This window comes from Fictibacillus nanhaiensis (assembly GCF_036213205.1).
Lineage (GTDB): Bacteria > Bacillota > Bacilli > Bacillales > Fictibacillaceae > Fictibacillus > Fictibacillus nanhaiensis_E.
In genome coordinates this window covers 378,700-396,257 of record NZ_JARMFC010000001.1, presented here as the reverse complement: position 1 = coordinate 396,257, position 17,558 = coordinate 378,700, and the positions used below count along the sequence as shown (strand labels likewise).

Below are 17,558 nucleotides of genomic sequence, written 5' to 3'. Positions count from 1 at the left end.
TTAAGCTCCCTCCACACGATAGTGACTTTTAATTTCTTGTACCACTTCAGAGTCACGAAGCAGGTTGTAGACGTGGCTGTCTTGTTGCTTGTTCGTCCCGTGTGTTACGATTACAATTTCTGCTACCCCTTTATGATCAACAGGGCTTTGAATCAATTTTTCAAGTGAGATGTTGTGCAGTGCAAACAGTGAAGTGATCGAAGAGAAAGCACCTGCCTCATCTTTTACGTACAAGCGGTAAAAGAATTTTCCGTCGATCTCGTTCGGCTGTTTTAATTGTTTATCAAACTGTGGAGCAACAACGCTTTTCCCGTTTACTCCAAGTCGCATGTTTTTAACAACAGCTACTAAATCTGAAACAACTGACGTAGCAGTCGGGAGCTGTCCGGCACCTGGACCGAAGAACATGGTTTCTCCCACAGACTCACCGTACACATAGACTGCATTGTATTCATTTTGAACACTTGCTAGCGGATGAGAGTCAGGTAGGAGAGTAGGCTCAACACTGATCTCCACTTTTCCGTTATCCTTTTTTGCATTTCCGATCAGTTTCAGCGTATAACCGAACTGACGAGCATATTCAAGGTCCTCTTGTGTAACTTTTGATATTCCCGACACAGCTACATCATCTAGATTGATGTGCATGGAGAATCCGAGTGTAGAGAGAATCGCCATTTTTCTCGCTGCATCAATCCCTTCTACATCTGATGTGGGGTCTGCTTCTGCGTACCCTAGGTCTTGAGCTTCTTTTAGTACTTCCTCATAATTGCGCTGTTGTTTATCCATTTTTGTAAGAATATAATTTGTTGTTCCATTGACGATGCCCATCATTTTCGTAATTTTGTCTGAAGCTAGCCCATCAACGAGTGAACGAATAATAGGGATACCTCCTGCAACACTTGCTTCATAAAATAGATCACATTCATTCTCATGTGCCACTTGCAGGAGCTCTGCACCATATAGGGCCATCAAATCTTTGTTCGCCGTAATCACATGCTTTTTATTTTGAAGAGCAAGTGTGATATATTCACGTGCTAATTCAATACCACCCATTACTTCTATCACGACTTGTATATTTGGATTTTGAATAACATCCTCAGGATGCTGCGTTAACCAATCATTGTTAATGGAGACAAGGCGTTCTTTTTCTACATTCTGAACGAGTATCTTTTCAATAAAAACAGGGCATCCAACTCGGTGCTGCAATTCTTCGCGATTTCCTTCAATCATTCTAACAACACCACTGCCGACAGTTCCTAATCCTAAAAGTCCTACTGAAACGTGAGTAACCATTTTATCCGCCCCTTTTGTATTTTTGGAAAGTACACATGTATGTTTGATACGGACATTTTACATGGAGTTGGAACATCATACAACAGGATTCTTTGTAAAGATTTAGATAGCGCTTACATTCAGTGTGCATCTCTAGTCTTTTTTATAGAGTAATAGGATAATCTCGGATATGATAGGAACAGGACTGTAAAAAAAGGGAGCGCTTCTTATGGCTTATGAGTTAGAAGAATCGGTTAAGGATACACTGAATTGTTTAGAAGAGAATATCTTTTATATAGATCAAGACCTTCACATTTCATGGATGAATAATAACAGCAAGAAATTAATAGAAATGATGAAGACATACCTTAAAATAGAAACTGCAGAGGACATTCTTGGTTTACATATTGGTAGTTTTCATAAGAGCTCTTTTCAAGAGGATCTGTTGAAAAAAGGTGAGTTTCCGATTGAAATGCAGATAATTCTCTTTAATAGATTTGTTGCAAGGTTGATTGTGAAAGAACTAATCGTGCAGAACCAAAACCGGGGATTTCTGTTAACGTGGAAAGATATAACAGAGCGCGAACAAGAAAGAGAAAGAACAAAAGAACTTCTTAATGAACTAGCAACACCTATTCTTCAAACAATCGCAGACCATACGCTGTTAGTGCCGCTGATTGGAGAGCTAACACTCGAGAGACTCGAGACGTTGACTACAAAGCTATTAAAGGAATGTTTAAACAATGGAGCAGATTATGTCATCTTAGACTTTTCAGGTGTAACATCCATTACAGATTCTGAGCTGGAACATGAGATTCAAAAGCTTACAGATGCGATAAAATTGATGGGAGCAGATGTATTATACTGCGGTTTTCCAAAAGAGATGGTCAAAGATATGGTCTCTCTTGGTGTGCATACGAATCAACTTTCATTTGTCTCTTTTCGATATGCTATTCGTTATGTTGTTTCAAAACAACAAAAATAAAGAAGCAGCCGTTTAGTGGGGCTGCTTTGTCTTTTTAATATTTTTAATTGCCTCTTTATAGGAAAGTGGGCTTAACTCCTCGTTATGTACGAATTCCCATACCCAATCGGCGTCTGTGTAGGCATATTCTCTTAACGCCCATCCAATGCCTTTTCGAATAAAGAAATCTTGATCGTACTTTGTATCCTTAATAATTTTTGCTAAAAGCTCTTTATCAGTTTTGTCCTTATATCCTAGTTGAAATAGGATTGCCGATCGCATAAGCCAGAGATTTTTTGATTCGATCCAACGTTTTGTAACGTGTTCAATCTCTTCTGGAAACTTCATTAAATAATACCCAGCGATATGTTTAGCAATATGATCAACCGTATCCCACCAGCTTTTATTCACGATGGTATACTCGATCCATTCTATATCCTCTTTTGTCATCTGCTTCTTTAACTTTTCAATAATTGTAAACGTCGCATATTGCATTTCTCGTTCCGGCCTAGACCAAGCTTCTTTAATAAGTGAAGGTAGTTCTTCTTTTGAAGGCAATCCATACTCCTTTAAAAAATCCTTCATACTTTGTTTCAAAATGGGAGAACGAATTCCGAAAAATTCGAACTGATCACGCATATACTTTTTCATTGGTTCTGCATCTTCTTGATTAGCTTGTCTGTTTAAAAACTGCCACAATTTTTCTTCATACATGGGATTTCACTCCTTTTAACAAAATTATACAAAATATTGTTAAGTAACTGAAACTTTTTTCTGTAACCCTCGTAAATATCTATATAAAACCAATATTGGAAATTAGTTATTGTCGACAAAATTCCACAATCTTTTTTGTTTCACTTTGTTAAAGTTATATCAAATTCGACATAAGGGCGTGGTGATTAAAAGTTTTTCAACAAAAAGTATATGAAGACAGGAGAGAAGACCATGGAGCTATTCGGATATCCGCTGTCTACGATCTATTTAGGAAGCTTTATCGTTTTTGGATGCATCACTTTCGTGTACATCCTTTTTGGTGACATGCTTGATGCAGCTTTGGACTTTTTGCATCCATCGCTTATCTTATCCTTTTTTACAATCGGGACGGCTTCTGGCTATTTGTTAGAGATCATGACGGAGATTAACAGCTGGTTCATCATGGTATTCAGTGGTTTACTTTCGCTGTTACTCGTGACTCTACTAAACGTTTTCGTCCTGATGCCGATCCGTTCATCAGAAGAATCATTAGCTTATCGAGATGAAGATCTTAAAGGAAGAGTGGGCACCGTACTAACTTCGGTTCCGACAGATGGGTTTGGAGAGATCTTAATCGAAGGCATCAGCGGAAGGATTTCAAAATCAGCGATTAGCATGGATAACAAACCAATTTCTCAAGGAGAAAAAGTGTTGATCATCGACATCCAAAAAGGTGTTGTATCTGTTATGCGTTATGAGCAAGTGGAACAAACATATATTCATTAAACTGGAGGGGTTATTATGAGTTTTTCACCATTGTTTATCGTTATCGGGGTTGCCGTATTCTTAGTCGTTGCTCTTATTAGTGTTTTTATTACAAAGTATAGAACGGCGAGCCCAGATGAAGCATTGATCGTAACGGGAAGCTTCTTAGGAAGCAAGAACGTTAATATTGATGAAGCGGGTAATCGTATCAAGATCGTTCGCGGTGGCGGTACGTTCGTACTTCCTGTCTTTCAACAAGCAAAGCCGCTTAGTTTATTAACAAGTAAGTTAGATGTGCAAACCCCAGAAGTATATACAGAGCAAGGTGTTCCCGTTATGGCTGACGGAACAGCAATCATTAAAGTAGGAAGCTCAATCGGTGAAATTGCAACTGCAGCTGAACAGTTCCTAGGTAAGTTGAAGGAAGATCGTGAGAATGAAGCACGTGAAGTTCTTGAAGGGCATTTACGTTCTATTTTAGGATCGATGACGGTTGAAGAGATCTATAAGAATCGTGAAAAATTCTCGCAGGAAGTTCAACGTGTAGCTTCTCAAGATCTAGCTAAAATGGGATTGATCATCGTATCATTTACGATCAAAGATCTTCGTGATAAAAATGGATACCTAGATTCTCTTGGTAAGCCTCGTATCGCACAGATCAAGCGTGACGCTGACATGGCGATGGCAGAAGCTGAAAAAGAAACGCGTATCAAACGTGCTGAAGCAGATAAGGAAGCGAAGCAGTCTGAGTTAGGCCGCGCGACAGAAGTAGCGGAAGCTGAAAAAATGAATCAGTTGAAAGTGGCTGAGTTCCGCCGCGAGCAAGATGTTGCTAAAGCTCGTGCTGATCAGGCATATCATCTAGAAGAAGCGATCGCAAAACAGCAAGTAACAGAGCAACAGATGCAGATTAAGATCATCGAGCGTCAAAAGCAAATCGAGCTTGAAGAAAAAGAGATTCTGCGTCGTGAAAAGCAATACGACTCAGAAGTGAAGAAGAAAGCCGACGCAGACCGTTATGCGGTTGAACAAAACGCAGAAGCAGACAAACGTAAACAGGTCGCTGAGGCAGATGCTCATAAGTATCGTGTTGAAGCTATGGCAAAAGCCGAAGCTGAGAAAGTACGCCTAGACGGTCTTTCAAGAGCAGAAGCGGAACGTGCAAAAGGGGAGTCCGAAGCAGATGTTATTCGTCTGAAAGGTCTTGCTGAGGCTGAAGCTAAACAAAAGATCGCAGAAGCATTCGAATTGTACGGTCAAGCTGCGATGATGGATATGATGATCAAGATGCTTCCAGAATATGCGAAGCAAGTGGCAGCACCACTTTCTAACATCGATAAAATTACAGTCGTGGATACAGGTGGCGGTGAAAATGGTGGAGCAAACCGCATCACAGGCTATGCGACAAACTTAATGTCCTCACTTCAAGAATCTTTAAAGGCTTCATCCGGCATTGATGTAAAAGAACTGTTAGAAAATTTCTCTGGTAAAGGGAATGTTCGCAACAGCATCGACGATCTTCGCATCGAATTTGCTAAAAAAGAGCCAAATGCAGTGGCAACAAAGGAAAAAGCTGAAGTAAAAGCATCAAAGGGTGAATAAATAAAGAAAAAGCTTACTCTGGGTGAGGCGAATAGCCTTGTGAGAGTAAGCTTTTTTGTAAATATGGTTGCTAAGGAGACGGTGAGCGGAATTTATGCTCGTTCACGAAGATTTATGCTCGCTCGCGAAGATTTATGCTCGTTCACGGAGAATTATGCTCGTTCGCGGAGATTTATGCTCGCTCGCGAAGATTTATGCTCGTTCGCGAAGATTTATGCTAGTTCGCGGAGATTTATGCTCGTTCGCGAAGATTTATGCTCGCTCACGAAGATTTGCCATATACCAGCCGATTCAACAGTTACTCCGTATTCATCCGAGCCTCGACAGCTTCTAGCTTTCCGGACATCGTGGATTTTTTATCGCGGCGGTCATCAATGCGAATGTTTGTTGCTACTCGCTGAATGCCTTTTGAAAATGGTACTTCATGAAGCTGCTGAATCACTTGAAAGAGATCAGGAAGTTCGCCTTCAATCAGTGTACTCATCGGAGTAAGTTGGTAATTTACTTTATCTTTGTTTTGCTGAAGAACTTTTTGTATTTCAGCTACATATTCACTAACACTCGGAGTTTCAGTACCGATCGGGATGATCGTAATATCTACAATAGCCATGAATAGAACACCTCAACTTTTTTCTTTATTGTAGCAAACCCAAACGTAATGACAAACAAAAGGATGATACACATGGAAATACATAATGCGAAGAAACACGATCTCTATAAAATAATAGAGTTAGATAAAAAAATGATAGGAAGTGATCATAGGAAAGAAGAGATCAATCAGGCGATAAAGGAGGAAAGGTGCTTCATCATGTATCAGGAAGAGAAAATCGCTGCATTTTTAATCTATCACACTCATTTCTTTGATTGCTGTTTTATTTCTCTCATCATGGTTGACCCTGAACATCAAAGAAAAGGACTAGCAAGTAGTTTGTTAACGCACATGACTGAGGTTTCACCCACAACCAAATTATTTTCTTCCACAAATGAATCAAATGAATCTATGAAAAAGGTATTTCTCAAGAACCAATTTAAAAAGAGTGGTTTTGTAGATAACTTAGATGAAGGTGATCCAGAGATTATTTATTTTAAACGTTGTAACTAAAGGTGCGTTCAACAAATATTTTCTTTTTAAAGAAAGGAAGAAAACAAGATGGTGAAACTAGACAGAATAGATTCAGCGATCGATGAACTTTTTACATATAGAAAAATTGGAACAGATCCAGCCTTCAGTAGATATATTCCGATGGTGTACGACCCCATAAATTTTGATTGGCGCCATACGTTTGAACCCGAGTTTACAAAACTGTTCAACGGACTCATGCTTAAAGGTGCTCAAGAGGTCAAGCGTGTATTTTTAGCTGTTTTTCCTACAGACGAAATTTTAATGAGATTCATTTCTGAAAGTAGTCCTGGTGATCTTTTATTTATGCATCACCCGATTGTTATGGAATGCGGAGATCCAAAAGGGAAATGGGGTAGAGGCTTTTTGCCGATCCCTTCTCATTTTATTCAACAGATGAAGAAGAAACGTTTATCTGTGTTTACGCTTCATGTACCACTCGATTATTCACGCGTGATCAGCACGAGTGATGCATGGGGCGAAGCATTGAATGCAACAGTGATTGGAGAGCTATTGAGTGATGACAAAGGTGCATGCGGCATCCTTTGCGAAGTGTCTCCAACTTCCACACAGGACTTGATTCATCGTTCAACCGAAATGTTCGGAATTCCTTATGCAGATGTCCATGGTCCAATCCATAAACACATAACGAAGATTGCGATTGTAGCGGGGTGCGGTGATAAAGTAGAAGCGATGATAGAGGCAGAAAAGATGGGAGCAGAAGCTTATTTAACAGGAGAGGTACACTGTCACATCGATAATGATTATGGTAAAAAGAAGTATGAACAGATGAAAAGTTACATAGCTCAAACAACAATGAGCTTAATCGGAGTATCGCATTCTGCTTCTGAATATCTAGTACATGCCACACAGTTGAAATCTTGGTTTGAAGAGAAGTTTCAACTGCCTGTAACGCTTTTGCCTCAAAGTAAATGGTGGGTATGATCACAAAGAATTGAGGGATAAACATGAATATAAGACTTGCCCATGTAACAGATGCAGCAGAAATAGCGAAGGTACATGTGAAAAGCTGGCAGCAATCATATAGAGGTCTAGTAGATAACAATTATCTATCTCAGATGTCAGTTAAGGAAAGAGAACAAAGGTGGAGTGAATGGTTGGTCCAGAAATCACACATTGTCCTTGTGTTAGAAGATGAGAATCATCTTTGTGGGTTTATTTCTGGAGGTCCTATCAGGTCACAACATCAATATGAGAGTGAAGTGTATGCTTTTTATTTATTAAAAGAAGTGCAACAAAAAGGATATGGAACAAGAATGCTTAAAAGGTTCTCGGAAGAACTTCTAACATTAGGTAAGAAGAGTATGATCGTGTGGGTGTTAAAAGATAATCCATCAAAACAAGCATATATTTCTTTAGGTGGGAAAAAGATAGATGAAGAAAAGATCATGGTAGGAAAGCAGCAACTGTTAGAAGATTGCTATGCATGGGATGATATAAAGTTTATACTTACAACGAGTAAAGAATCAGGCAACCTAAATACATAGTAATTAATATACCTGTATATTACTTAAATGTATTTCCTTCTTTCCAAATCACCCAATTTATCGTTACAATGGTAGAAGGTGTAAAAAAAGAAGTTGGTGACGTCATGGAATTTGACTTGGTAAATATCATACATCAATATAGCTACTTTGGTATCTTTTTATTATTGGCATTAGGTATTATCGGGTTGCCTATTCCGGATGAGATCCTTTTAGCCACTGTAGGATACTTCATTTTTGCAGGAGATCTTCCAGCTATACCTGCTGTAATGAGTGCTTTTTTAGGAGCGATAACAGGTATTACTGGTAGTTATTATTTTGGAAACCTCTGTGGTAAACCTTTATTAAAAAAGATAGGGCCAAAATTAGGGGTTTCTGAGGAAAAGATAGATAAAACACAGAATTTCTTTTTGAAGTATGGAAAATCAGCCTTGTTTTTCGGTTACTTTATGCCAGGAATCAGACACCTTACCGCTTACTTTGCTGGAATGTATTCATTAAATTGGAGACAATTTGCACTATACGCTTATAGTGGTGCCATATTCTGGTGTTCATTCTTTATGTTAATCGGCTATCAGCTTGCAGGTCGATGGGCTTTAGTCATGGAAGTGATCCATAAGGTTGGACTGTTCGCATTTACAATCGTAATCCTTAGTGTTGTTGCGTGGATCATCTTCAAGCCGAAAAATAAAGGTTCCTATTCGAATGGCTGGTTTAAATAATAATGTCTTCCAATGCTGGAAGGCTTTTTTTATGTCTGAGTTTAAATCATTTTTATGTATATTTTCTCTTCAACAAACAAATTTTATTAGATGACAGTCAAAAATTTTTAAAAGGAGTGTCATTTAATGAAAAAGACTATTCTCGTTACCTCAATGGCGGTAATGCTATCGTCGTTTCTAGGTGCTTGTGGAATGAACAATAACGACAAGGACATGGGGAAAGAAGCGCGTAACAACATGACTGAAGTAAACTACGACAATCGTGCTGACCGCAATATGGATAACATGAATAATAACATGGATATGGGTATGGATAATCAGTACGACGAAAATACTCGTATGGATGTAGCAGATAAAGCGGCAAATAAAGTAACAGACCTTAAAGAAGTCGAAGATGCAACTGTTATCGTTACAGAGAACAATGCTTATGTAGCTGCAAAGCTTAAAGGCGGCGAGAGCATGAAGCTGTCTAGAGAAACAGAAAAGAAAATTGGGGATACGGTTCGAAAAACAGATCCTGATATCAATGATGTCTTTGTTTCAACGAACCCTGACTTCATCGATCGTATGAACGGATATGCAGACGAGATCAACAAAGGAAATCCTGTTTCAGGTTTTGTAAAAGAGTTTAACGATACGATTAAGCGTGTGTTCCCAACGAATCGTTAAATGAGTGAAAGGGCTGAGTATTTCTCAGTCCTTTCCTTACGAAAACATTTGTTAGAAAATTCATTATATCTGAATATTGACTCCAATCTCATATCGTGTTACAAATACATATGGATAAAAAAATATTTCGACAAAATTCGATAAATACAATAAAAACGAAATCATATAGATGACCACGGAGGAGGAATTTAATATGCAGAAGCGGACGCTCTCGGTGGGCTTAATGTTATTTGCTTTATTTTTTGGAGCAGGAAATTTAATCTTTCCCCCAGCATTGGGTCAGTCAGCAGGTGAAATGGTCTGGCAGTCCATGATTGGCTTTTTCATAACAGGTGTTGGATTACCTTTATTAGGGGTAATTGCATTAGCACGTACAGGTGGTGGTCTCCAAACCTTAACGGAACGAGTTAATCCGTTATTTGGTTCTGTTTTCGCGATCATCCTTTATTTAGCCATAGGACCGTTCTTCGGAATTCCAAGAACAGGGACTGTTTCTTATGAAATGGCAGTCGTACCTTTCTTACCAGAAAGTATGAACAATGGTCTGACGCTTTTCTTATTTACTGTTGTATTCTTTGTGATAACGTATTGGCTTTCGTTAAATCCATCAAAGCTTGTTGACCGAATCGGTAATATCTTAACGCCGTTATTATTGCTCATTATCGTATCCCTTTTAGTTAAAGCGGTAATAACACCGGTTGGAAAACTAGGAACTGCATCTCCTGATTATGCAAGCAATCCTTTAGTTAAAGGGTTTATGGATGGATATTTGACGATGGATACACTAGGAGCACTTGCATTTGGTATCGTAGTCATCACAGCAGTGAAGCGACCAGAAATGAAGAAAGAACAAGTGACAAAAATGGTTATTAAAGCAGGCTTGATCGCAGCTACATGTTTGGCTGCAGTTTATGGCATCTTAGCTTATTTAGGAGCAACAAGTCAGGCGCTAGGTCAAACAGACAATGGGGGTCAGATCCTTACGAATGTTGTAGCAGAGTTGTTTGGACCATTCGGAAACGTACTACTTGGTCTAGCTGTAGCACTAGCTTGTCTGACAACTTCAGTAGGTCTTGTAACAGCTTGTGGTGAATTCGCAAAAAAAATGTTCCCAAATGTCTCTTATAAAACAGTTGTACTAATTATGAGTGTTTTTAGTGCAGGTGTTGCAAACTTAGGATTAACACAATTAATCTCAGTTTCTGTACCTGTTTTAACAGCGATCTATCCGATTGCGATCGTTTTGATTCTGCTTTCTTTCTTACATGATTTGTTCTCTGGGCGAAAGGAAGTATACATCGGTGGAATCGTCGCAACTGCACTGGTCTCGATAGCAGATGGATTAAAAGCTTTTGGACTTAAACTGGGTGCGATCGAACAGATTTATTCGCACATTCCTCTTTATGCAGATGGAATCGGGTGGCTAATCCCAGCCGTAATAGGATCAGTTGTAGGTTTTATCATTGCGGTAATAAGGGGTAGAATCGTTATCTTCTCTACAAATTAAGCAAATACGAATGCCTTAGGATCAGAATCCTAAGGCATTTTTTGATTTTATTTAAACCAACGCAGGTGTCTTTTCTTTTATCTTAGCTGCAACGTTTTGAGCGATCCATACGCCACATGCACTCGCTTGGGCGAGACCACGCGTAATCCCTGCACCATCCCCACCAACATAGAGTCCATTGATCTCTGACTCAAACTTATCATCTAGCTTTGGACGTGCAGAATAGAACTTAGCTTCTACACCATAGAACAAAGTGTGTTCTGATGCGATGCCTGGTGTTACTTTATCTAATGCCTCAGTCATTTCGATCAAACTTTTCATCGTGTTATAAGGAAGCACGAGCCCTAGGTCGCCAGGAACAGCTTCTTTTAATGTTGGACGAAGGAAACCTTCTTTTATACGCTTATCCGTAGAGCGACGCCCTTTTAAGATATCTCCATATTTCTGAACGACAAGTCCTCCCATAGAAAGCTGGTTCGCAAGTCTAGAAACTTCGTGAGCGTATTCAGTTGGCTGATCAAACGGTTCAGCGAATTGATGTGATACGAGCAGCGCAAAGTTTGTGTTCTCACTTCCTAGCTTAGGATCTTTATAAGCGTGACCGTTCGCAAGCATAATACCAGAATGGTTCTCAACGACTACATGTCCGGATGGGTTGGAACAGAACGTTCTTACTTTCGTACCGACCGATGTATTAAAGACAAATTTACCTTCATAAAGATGCTTGTTGATCTCTTCCATCACTAAGTTGGAAGTTTCAACTCGAACACCGATATCGACTTGGTTAGCTGTCATTTTTATACGTCGTTTCTTAAGGATTTTCGTAAGCCAAGTTGAACCATCGCGGCCAGGAACAATAACAACTTTCTCGGATGTAAGAGATGTTCCGTCTTTTAGAAGGATTCCTTTTGCTACATATCCTTCTGCTGTTCGTTCTGTTATGAGATCTTCAACCTCAGCTTTATATTTCATTTCAATACGTGTTTTTAAGTACTCATAGATGCTTTTAAGTATTTCAAGGTTTTGTTCTGTACCAAGATGACGAACTTGAGCTCTTAGAAGCTTTAAGCCAGCTGCATAACCGCGCTTTTCAATATCTTTTACTTCTGGTGTAAGAGGGTCTGTAATGGAATCTGTGGCTCCATGCTCTAAATTGATATCATCTACATATTTAATAAGTTCAACCACTTGTTCTTCTGAAAGATAATCTGTCATCCATCCACCAAATTCGCTCGTAATATTGAACTTTCCATCCGAATAAGCTCCAGCTCCTCCAAAACCGTTCGTTATCGAACAAGCTGGTAAACAACCCGCAAATTCTTTTCTACCTGCTGCTGGTGGACATTTTTGAATCTTTTTCTCTAAAATTGGACACGAACGCGCATAGATGTCATGTCCTTTATCTATTAATAAAATCTTTGCATCAGGAAGCTGTCTCGTTAGTTCATAGCTCGTGAAGATCCCTGCAGGACCTGCGCCAACAACAATTACATCATAATGGGTATTCATAATAATCCCCCTTGAAATACTTGGTAATTTTTCTTGAATTGTTTTTTCCCTTGGTAAATATAACAATTATTAAACCGAATTTCAACTAAAATACGAACAATTAAATAAAAAAATATATTTTTATTCGTGTTTTTTGATCTTGAGAGATGATTTGATAAGAGGATTAGCCGTAAATCAGTAAATAAGATCTTATTGTAAATCAAGTGATGAATCTTGATGGGCTAGCCACTGCAACTAGACAGGTGAGACACTTAAAAGTGAAACGCCAAAATGTGGCTCACCGCCTGCCGCGTGGAAAGCGAGCAGCCTAGAACGGAAATCAACACTCCCAAAAGCAACAAAGTTTACGAAAACAGTAAAAAAAAAACCTAAAGAAAAAGCTCCTTCAGGTTTTTAGAATCTGATCTTCATAATCTTCCAGCCGTCTGTCATCGATTTTCTTTCCATCAAAAAGGTAAAAGTATCCGTTTGTAATCCATTATCATCGTACTTTTTTATTCTTGCTCTTATTTCGGTTCTTACAACAGGAGGATACCTGGAGCTTGGGGACCTGATTTCATACTGCATGCTTGTGATTCCCTTGAATAGATCTGTAACGGTTGAATCTTCTAGCATCGTCTTGTTGAGGACAGGTGTGGCTATTTTAATGTCTTGTTGTTTCATACCAACTAAAAACATAGAAACAGCTTGTTTTGCGCTTGCTCCAGCTGCGTATTTGGATAATTGTCCACCAGCTTTTAAGATCATAAATTGATGAGAAGGATCAATATTGCGTGAACGGTGTGTTGAACTACCTAAAAAATGGATGCAAAAATGGCCTGGAAATCCGTTTTCTAATGCACCTGCTCCATGAGGCATCCCATGCATGCTGCCAGCGATCATCTTGCCTTTTACGGGAATTAATATGGCGCGTCGATTCCAGCTCCATTTATCGTTATATAGATGCTTTAAAACAGCTGTATCATCACGAGTCAACGGTTGTACGTCAGCATGCTTATTGCCTGCTCTTCTTTGTACTTGAAAATAAAAGCCGGTCTCTAAATCCACGACTTTAAATGTAGCGCCTTTAGGAAGGAGTTTGTTTACTTTCTCCCACTCTATAACCTCCCCCTTTTTTACGATAGGGAAATAAGTAAGGGGTTCTTTTGCTTCAGAGGCGAGGGGAAAGAAGAAGCTAAAACAAGCAGTTAATAGAACTCCAGTCATAATCTTATTCCACATAGTCAGTCCTCAATTCCGTATGTTTTTCTCTTCCTTAATATGGATTGTTTTGTCCTTTTTATCCTCCGAAAGTAAAAGAGTGAATGAAAATTAAGGGTTCGAACGTCTAAATGAGTAGAAGAGGGGGAACGTTATGAAGATTGTTAAAAAACTTTTACTGCAACTCGTTTTAACTATCATTTCCATTATTTTAATCAGTGGATTACCGGAGTTGATCATGAACAAGGATGTAAGTATGTATTTCAATAAAATTAAAGTTGTGTCCAAAGATATCTTTCAATTGAACGAAATGACTTACATCAACCAAGGCAAGCACAGATTATTTTTAGATGATATATGGTCACCTTATTTTTATTCACTGACCATACTTTTCGGAGCACTGTTAATAGCCTTTTGTATGGCACAATTGCTAACCTGGGTCACGCTAATGCTGCCCATGTTCATAAGGGGAACTGTTAAGAATCTACTTACCTTTTTAGAATCACTGCCAGATTTGCTTGTTTTTGCACTCGTACAGATGGGGATTGTGCTTATTTTTAAGAAGACAGGAGTTCTTGTTTCGAATGTGGCTGCAATGGGGTCGGAAGAGAGAATCTATATCGTACCTATTGTTTGTTTGATGATTCTGCCTTTTGTTTACTTCTATAAGATGATGATACTTCTTGCTGAAGAAGAGCTTGGCAAACAATATGTTGAGATGAGTTTAGCTAAAGGAATGCGAAGAATATACGTTCTTGTTGTACATGTTACGAGAAATACGAGCGAGGGCATCTTCCATTTTTCAAAAACAGTTTTATGGTTTATGATCTCTAACTTGCTTCTTGTTGAGATCATTTTTAACATCCATGGAATCACACATTATATGTATAGTGATTTTAGACCAGAGATGCTTGCAGCTTGTCTCATTCTTCTCGTCATTCCATTTTTTATTTTGTACGCTCTTTTCGAATGGGTCATTCTGCATTTTACGAAGAGAGGAGAATTGGCATGATTCGTAGTATGAAATTTTGGATAGGTTTTTCTATATTAATCGTGTTCATCTTCTCAAGTTTAGGTTTCGAACTGTTTTTTGATAGCAAAGTTCGTCAAGTTCAGCTGCTTTATGATGATCAGAAGAACCTGATAGGCGGTGCACCTTTTGACCCTTCTCTCATGTTTCCTCTAGGAACAGATCCACTTGGATATGACATCAGCGATAAAGTGCTCCAAGGTGCAAAATTCACCTTAATTGCCGTTATAGCAATCGGTATATTTCGTGTTCTTTTCAGTTTTATAGTGGCTATTCCTCTTGCTTTTTATCTACCAGATAAGATTAGGAAAGGTTTAGATCAGCTTCTTAGTTCGTTTTATTTTATTCCACTTACAATCATCGCCGTTTTTATATTAAGTCCCATTTTAAGGGAGCAGCTGAATGCTCAAGGGGAAGAATTTTTCCTTTATTCGTTTTTTGCAAGAGTAAGTCTTGAGGTTATCATTCTTACGTTGCTCGTAGTACCACTGCTAGGTTCGATGATTGGGAACATGATGGCTTCACTATTGAAAGAAGACTTTATTGAAAGTGCAAGATTGTTAGGTGCATCTAGATGGCGCATATTTAAGAAGCATGTAATCCCTCACATGCTTCCAAAGCTTGCTATTGTTTGGTGTCAGCAGTGCGTGCAAGTGTTGATTATTTTTGCTCATCTTGGTTATTTAAAGTTGTTTTTCGGAGGGACGGATATTGATTTTAACCCGATGATGGCCGATCCACCAAAATCAATGTCAAATGAGTGGTCAGGTCTTGTTGGCGACTATTACACTCAGATTCATGCCAATCCTTACATCGCACTAGGTCCAATCATCATGTTTGGTATCGCAATCTATGCATTTCAGCTGATAGGTGAAGGTTTTCAAAAACACCTTCAAACAAGGCGTTTCAAAAAGAAGAAAGATGTTAGCTTGTCTGAGGATCGAAAAATGAATAATGAACGTCTCTCATTATTTGATTTCTTAGAGAAAAGAGGCGCTTAATTTTAATTAAAGGAGGATAATCCAATAATTAAAAATTATAAATTTTGGATAGGTCTCACTATCATTGTTGTCCTTATTCTATCTAGTATTATTTTTGAGTTGAGCTTTGATAGTAAGATTCGTCAAGTTCAGGCTATTTATGATGAGAATGGTATACCAATAAGCTCTGCTCCATATAAACCCTCATTGATGTTTCCGTTTGGGACTGATGCACTAGGCTATGACATAGGTATGAAAATTCTTGAAGGAGCGAAGTTTACATTGCTTAGTGTTCTTGGGATTTCCTTTCTTAGAATCATATGTAGTTTTGTTCTCTCCATTCCTTTAGCCTTTTTTGTACCAGATCGGATAAGAAGGATACTTGACCAATTTTTAAGTTCATTCTACTTTATTCCTTTAACCATCATTGCTGTTTTCCTTTTAACACCTGTATTATGGGAACAATTAAGGATGCCTGGATGGGAGGAATATTTTATTTACTCTTTCAATCAGCGTATCTGGCTTGAGGTATTGATCTTAACTATCCTCGTAATACCATTGTTAGGTTCAACCATTGGAAACATTCTTGCTTCTATACTGAAGGAAGACTTTATTGAAAGTGCACGTATTTTAGGATCAAGCAAGTGGAGGATTTTCAGTAAGCATGTAATTCCACACTTGCTTCCAAAGTTGGTGATCGTGTGGTGTCAACAATGTGTTCAGTTGTTGATAATATTTATGCATCTAGGTTATTTTAAGCTTTTCTTTGGGGGAACTGATGTGGATTATAATCCTGATGTACCCGATCCACCAGTATCTTTGTCAAATAAATGGTCTGGTCTCATTGGAGATTATTATAATCTAATTACTGTGAATCCCTCTATCGCACTCGGTCCGATCATCATGTTCGGTATCGCCATTTATGCTTTTCAACTGATTGGTGAAGGTTTTCAACATCATCTGCAAACGAGACATCATAAAAAAGTGAAAGATAATCGTGTGTCAGGAAAACAAAAATTCGTGAGTGAATCAAGATCACCTTTCAATTTCCTGCATAAGAGAGGCGCTTAAAAAAACACCACTTTTCTCTTCTCGCCATACTATGTAATATCCTGTGCAGACAGGGGGGAGAGAAATGATTTTTGTTAATGGGTATCCAGTAAAAACGGCTCAAATCTCTGGTTTCAACGCGCTCACACCTAAACAGAAAGAAGTAGGCGAAAAGCTTCAAAAATCCAGAGAATCATTTTATTACACAAGTCCACATCAATATTTATTTGAAGTGGTCATGCGTACAAATATTGTAGCAGCTGCAAATGCTATGCGTGACAGCGGAGCAGGGTTTGCGACGTTCGTAAACGCGCGCTGTAATCCGCAATATTGGAGAAGAACAGCTTATGGCGGTTTTTTGCTTCGATCAGATGCCCGTCCTTCTGACGCCATCTCAGATATTTTTATCAATGGAAAACGGTACGGGTTCGAATGCACAACAGCTATTATGATCATGATGTACAAAGCGATTCTTGAAACAATTGGAGCGGGTATGTTTGATCAATTGTTTAACGGATTGCTTCTCTACAGTACGGAACATGATGAAGATCTACAGATTATTGCTGTGCCTAGTGGCGATTCGTTACCGGGAGATGTGAGATATGTTAAAAATCCAGAACATCACCCAAATACGCCTCAATGGCAAGGTGAAAACCTAATCGACCTTGGAAACGGCCAATTTTTTGGTCATGGCATCGGAACAGGAACAATTGGTGAGGTTATCGATGTACTTAATCAAAAAAGAATGCCTGGCGCAACGGTTTCAGCTTTTTTAACAGCGGAGATCATAAGGCCAAACTATCGACTAATGTCGGAATACACACGTCATCCAATTCGAAGACTGCTTGGTGGAGTTATATAAAGTTCGTTTTAATTCTATAGAAAAGGCTTAAAAGAGGTTGATCGACATTCAAGCGCTTGCTTTTCGGGGGAACGGGCGTGCGATGAGCCACCCCAAAGCAACACCTTA

General features: G+C 38.8%; 18 protein-coding genes. 13 read left to right on the top strand and 5 right to left on the bottom strand.

Annotated features, from left to right (window positions below):
- Complete coding sequence (locus P4V41_RS01980) at positions 1–1,293, bottom strand: homoserine dehydrogenase (RefSeq protein WP_328083180.1); 1,293 nt, start codon at positions 1,291–1,293, stop codon at positions 1–3.
- Between the two features lie 208 nt (positions 1,294–1,501).
- On the opposite strand from P4V41_RS01980, the gene P4V41_RS01975 reads away from it, so the two are divergent.
- Positions 1,502–2,257, top strand: coding sequence for an STAS domain-containing protein (locus tag P4V41_RS01975; RefSeq protein WP_328083179.1), 756 nt, complete (start codon positions 1,502–1,504; stop codon positions 2,255–2,257).
- 12 nt (positions 2,258–2,269) lie between these two features.
- Here P4V41_RS01975 and P4V41_RS01970 read toward each other — a convergent pair whose 3' ends face one another.
- On the bottom strand, positions 2,270–2,950 hold the full coding sequence (locus P4V41_RS01970; RefSeq protein WP_328083178.1) for a DNA alkylation repair protein: 681 nt from the start codon (positions 2,948–2,950) through the stop codon (positions 2,270–2,272).
- A gap of 231 nt (positions 2,951–3,181) precedes the next feature.
- Between P4V41_RS01970 and P4V41_RS01965 the strand changes: the two genes are divergently transcribed.
- Complete coding sequence (locus tag P4V41_RS01965; RefSeq protein ID WP_328083177.1) at positions 3,182–3,715, top strand: NfeD family protein; 534 nt, start codon at positions 3,182–3,184, stop codon at positions 3,713–3,715.
- Between the two features lie 15 nt (positions 3,716–3,730).
- Entirely contained in the window at positions 3,731–5,296 is a 1,566-nt protein-coding gene (locus tag P4V41_RS01960) for a flotillin family protein (RefSeq protein ID WP_197129465.1), read from the top strand.
- Between the two features lie 298 nt (positions 5,297–5,594).
- Here the strand turns inward: P4V41_RS01960 and P4V41_RS01955 are convergent, their stop codons facing one another.
- Positions 5,595–5,906 (bottom strand): MTH1187 family thiamine-binding protein, encoded by a 312-nt coding sequence (locus P4V41_RS01955; protein ID WP_328083176.1) that lies wholly within the window; start codon positions 5,904–5,906, stop codon positions 5,595–5,597.
- 72 nt (positions 5,907–5,978) lie between these two features.
- Here P4V41_RS01955 and P4V41_RS01950 point away from each other — a divergent pair, with 72 nt between their 5' ends.
- The 6 genes from P4V41_RS01950 to brnQ all read left to right on the top strand — a co-directional run bounded on the left by P4V41_RS01950 (position 5,979) and on the right by brnQ (position 10,819).
- On the top strand, positions 5,979–6,398 hold the full coding sequence (locus P4V41_RS01950) for a GNAT family N-acetyltransferase (protein ID WP_328083175.1): 420 nt from the start codon (positions 5,979–5,981) through the stop codon (positions 6,396–6,398).
- Between the two features lie 48 nt (positions 6,399–6,446).
- Complete coding sequence (locus P4V41_RS01945) at positions 6,447–7,361, top strand: Nif3-like dinuclear metal center hexameric protein (RefSeq protein ID WP_328083174.1); 915 nt, start codon at positions 6,447–6,449, stop codon at positions 7,359–7,361.
- Positions 7,362–7,384: 23 nt separating this feature from the next.
- Positions 7,385–7,924, top strand: a complete 540-nt coding sequence (locus P4V41_RS01940) for a GNAT family N-acetyltransferase (RefSeq protein ID WP_328083173.1) — start codon at positions 7,385–7,387, stop codon at positions 7,922–7,924.
- Positions 7,925–8,028: 104 nt separating this feature from the next.
- The gene (locus tag P4V41_RS01935) at positions 8,029–8,643 is read left to right on the top strand and encodes a DedA family protein (protein ID WP_328083172.1); all 615 of its coding nucleotides are present in this window, start codon (positions 8,029–8,031) and stop codon (positions 8,641–8,643) included.
- Positions 8,644–8,769: 126 nt separating this feature from the next.
- The gene (locus P4V41_RS01930) at positions 8,770–9,312 is read left to right on the top strand and encodes a YhcN/YlaJ family sporulation lipoprotein (protein ID WP_328083171.1); all 543 of its coding nucleotides are present in this window, start codon (positions 8,770–8,772) and stop codon (positions 9,310–9,312) included.
- A 193-nt stretch (positions 9,313–9,505) separates the two neighbouring features.
- The gene (brnQ, locus tag P4V41_RS01925; protein ID WP_328083170.1) at positions 9,506–10,819 is read left to right on the top strand and encodes a branched-chain amino acid transport system II carrier protein; all 1,314 of its coding nucleotides are present in this window, start codon (positions 9,506–9,508) and stop codon (positions 10,817–10,819) included.
- A gap of 51 nt (positions 10,820–10,870) precedes the next feature.
- Here brnQ and P4V41_RS01920 read toward each other — a convergent pair whose 3' ends face one another.
- Both P4V41_RS01920 and P4V41_RS01915 read right to left on the bottom strand, forming a co-directional pair.
- Entirely contained in the window at positions 10,871–12,328 is a 1,458-nt protein-coding gene (locus tag P4V41_RS01920) for an NAD(P)/FAD-dependent oxidoreductase (protein WP_328083169.1), read from the bottom strand.
- Between the two features lie 393 nt (positions 12,329–12,721).
- Positions 12,722–13,549: a hypothetical protein gene (locus P4V41_RS01915; protein WP_328083168.1), complete on the bottom strand. Its 828-nt coding sequence runs from the start codon at positions 13,547–13,549 to the stop codon at positions 12,722–12,724.
- Between the two features lie 133 nt (positions 13,550–13,682).
- On the opposite strand from P4V41_RS01915, the gene P4V41_RS01910 reads away from it, so the two are divergent.
- From P4V41_RS01910 to P4V41_RS01895, 4 genes are all read left to right on the top strand, one after another.
- Complete coding sequence (locus P4V41_RS01910) at positions 13,683–14,540, top strand: ABC transporter permease subunit (protein WP_328083167.1); 858 nt, start codon at positions 13,683–13,685, stop codon at positions 14,538–14,540.
- Complete coding sequence (locus tag P4V41_RS01905; protein WP_328083166.1) at positions 14,537–15,559, top strand: ABC transporter permease; 1,023 nt, start codon at positions 14,537–14,539, stop codon at positions 15,557–15,559. The genes P4V41_RS01910 and P4V41_RS01905 overlap by 4 nt, the downstream gene beginning before the upstream one ends.
- 99 nt (positions 15,560–15,658) lie before the next feature.
- Positions 15,659–16,609, top strand: coding sequence for an ABC transporter permease subunit (locus tag P4V41_RS01900; protein ID WP_328083165.1), 951 nt, complete (start codon positions 15,659–15,661; stop codon positions 16,607–16,609).
- A gap of 64 nt (positions 16,610–16,673) precedes the next feature.
- Positions 16,674–17,450, top strand: a complete 777-nt coding sequence (locus tag P4V41_RS01895; RefSeq protein WP_328083164.1) for a protein-glutamine gamma-glutamyltransferase — start codon at positions 16,674–16,676, stop codon at positions 17,448–17,450.
- Positions 17,451–17,558: the final 108 nt, after the last annotated feature.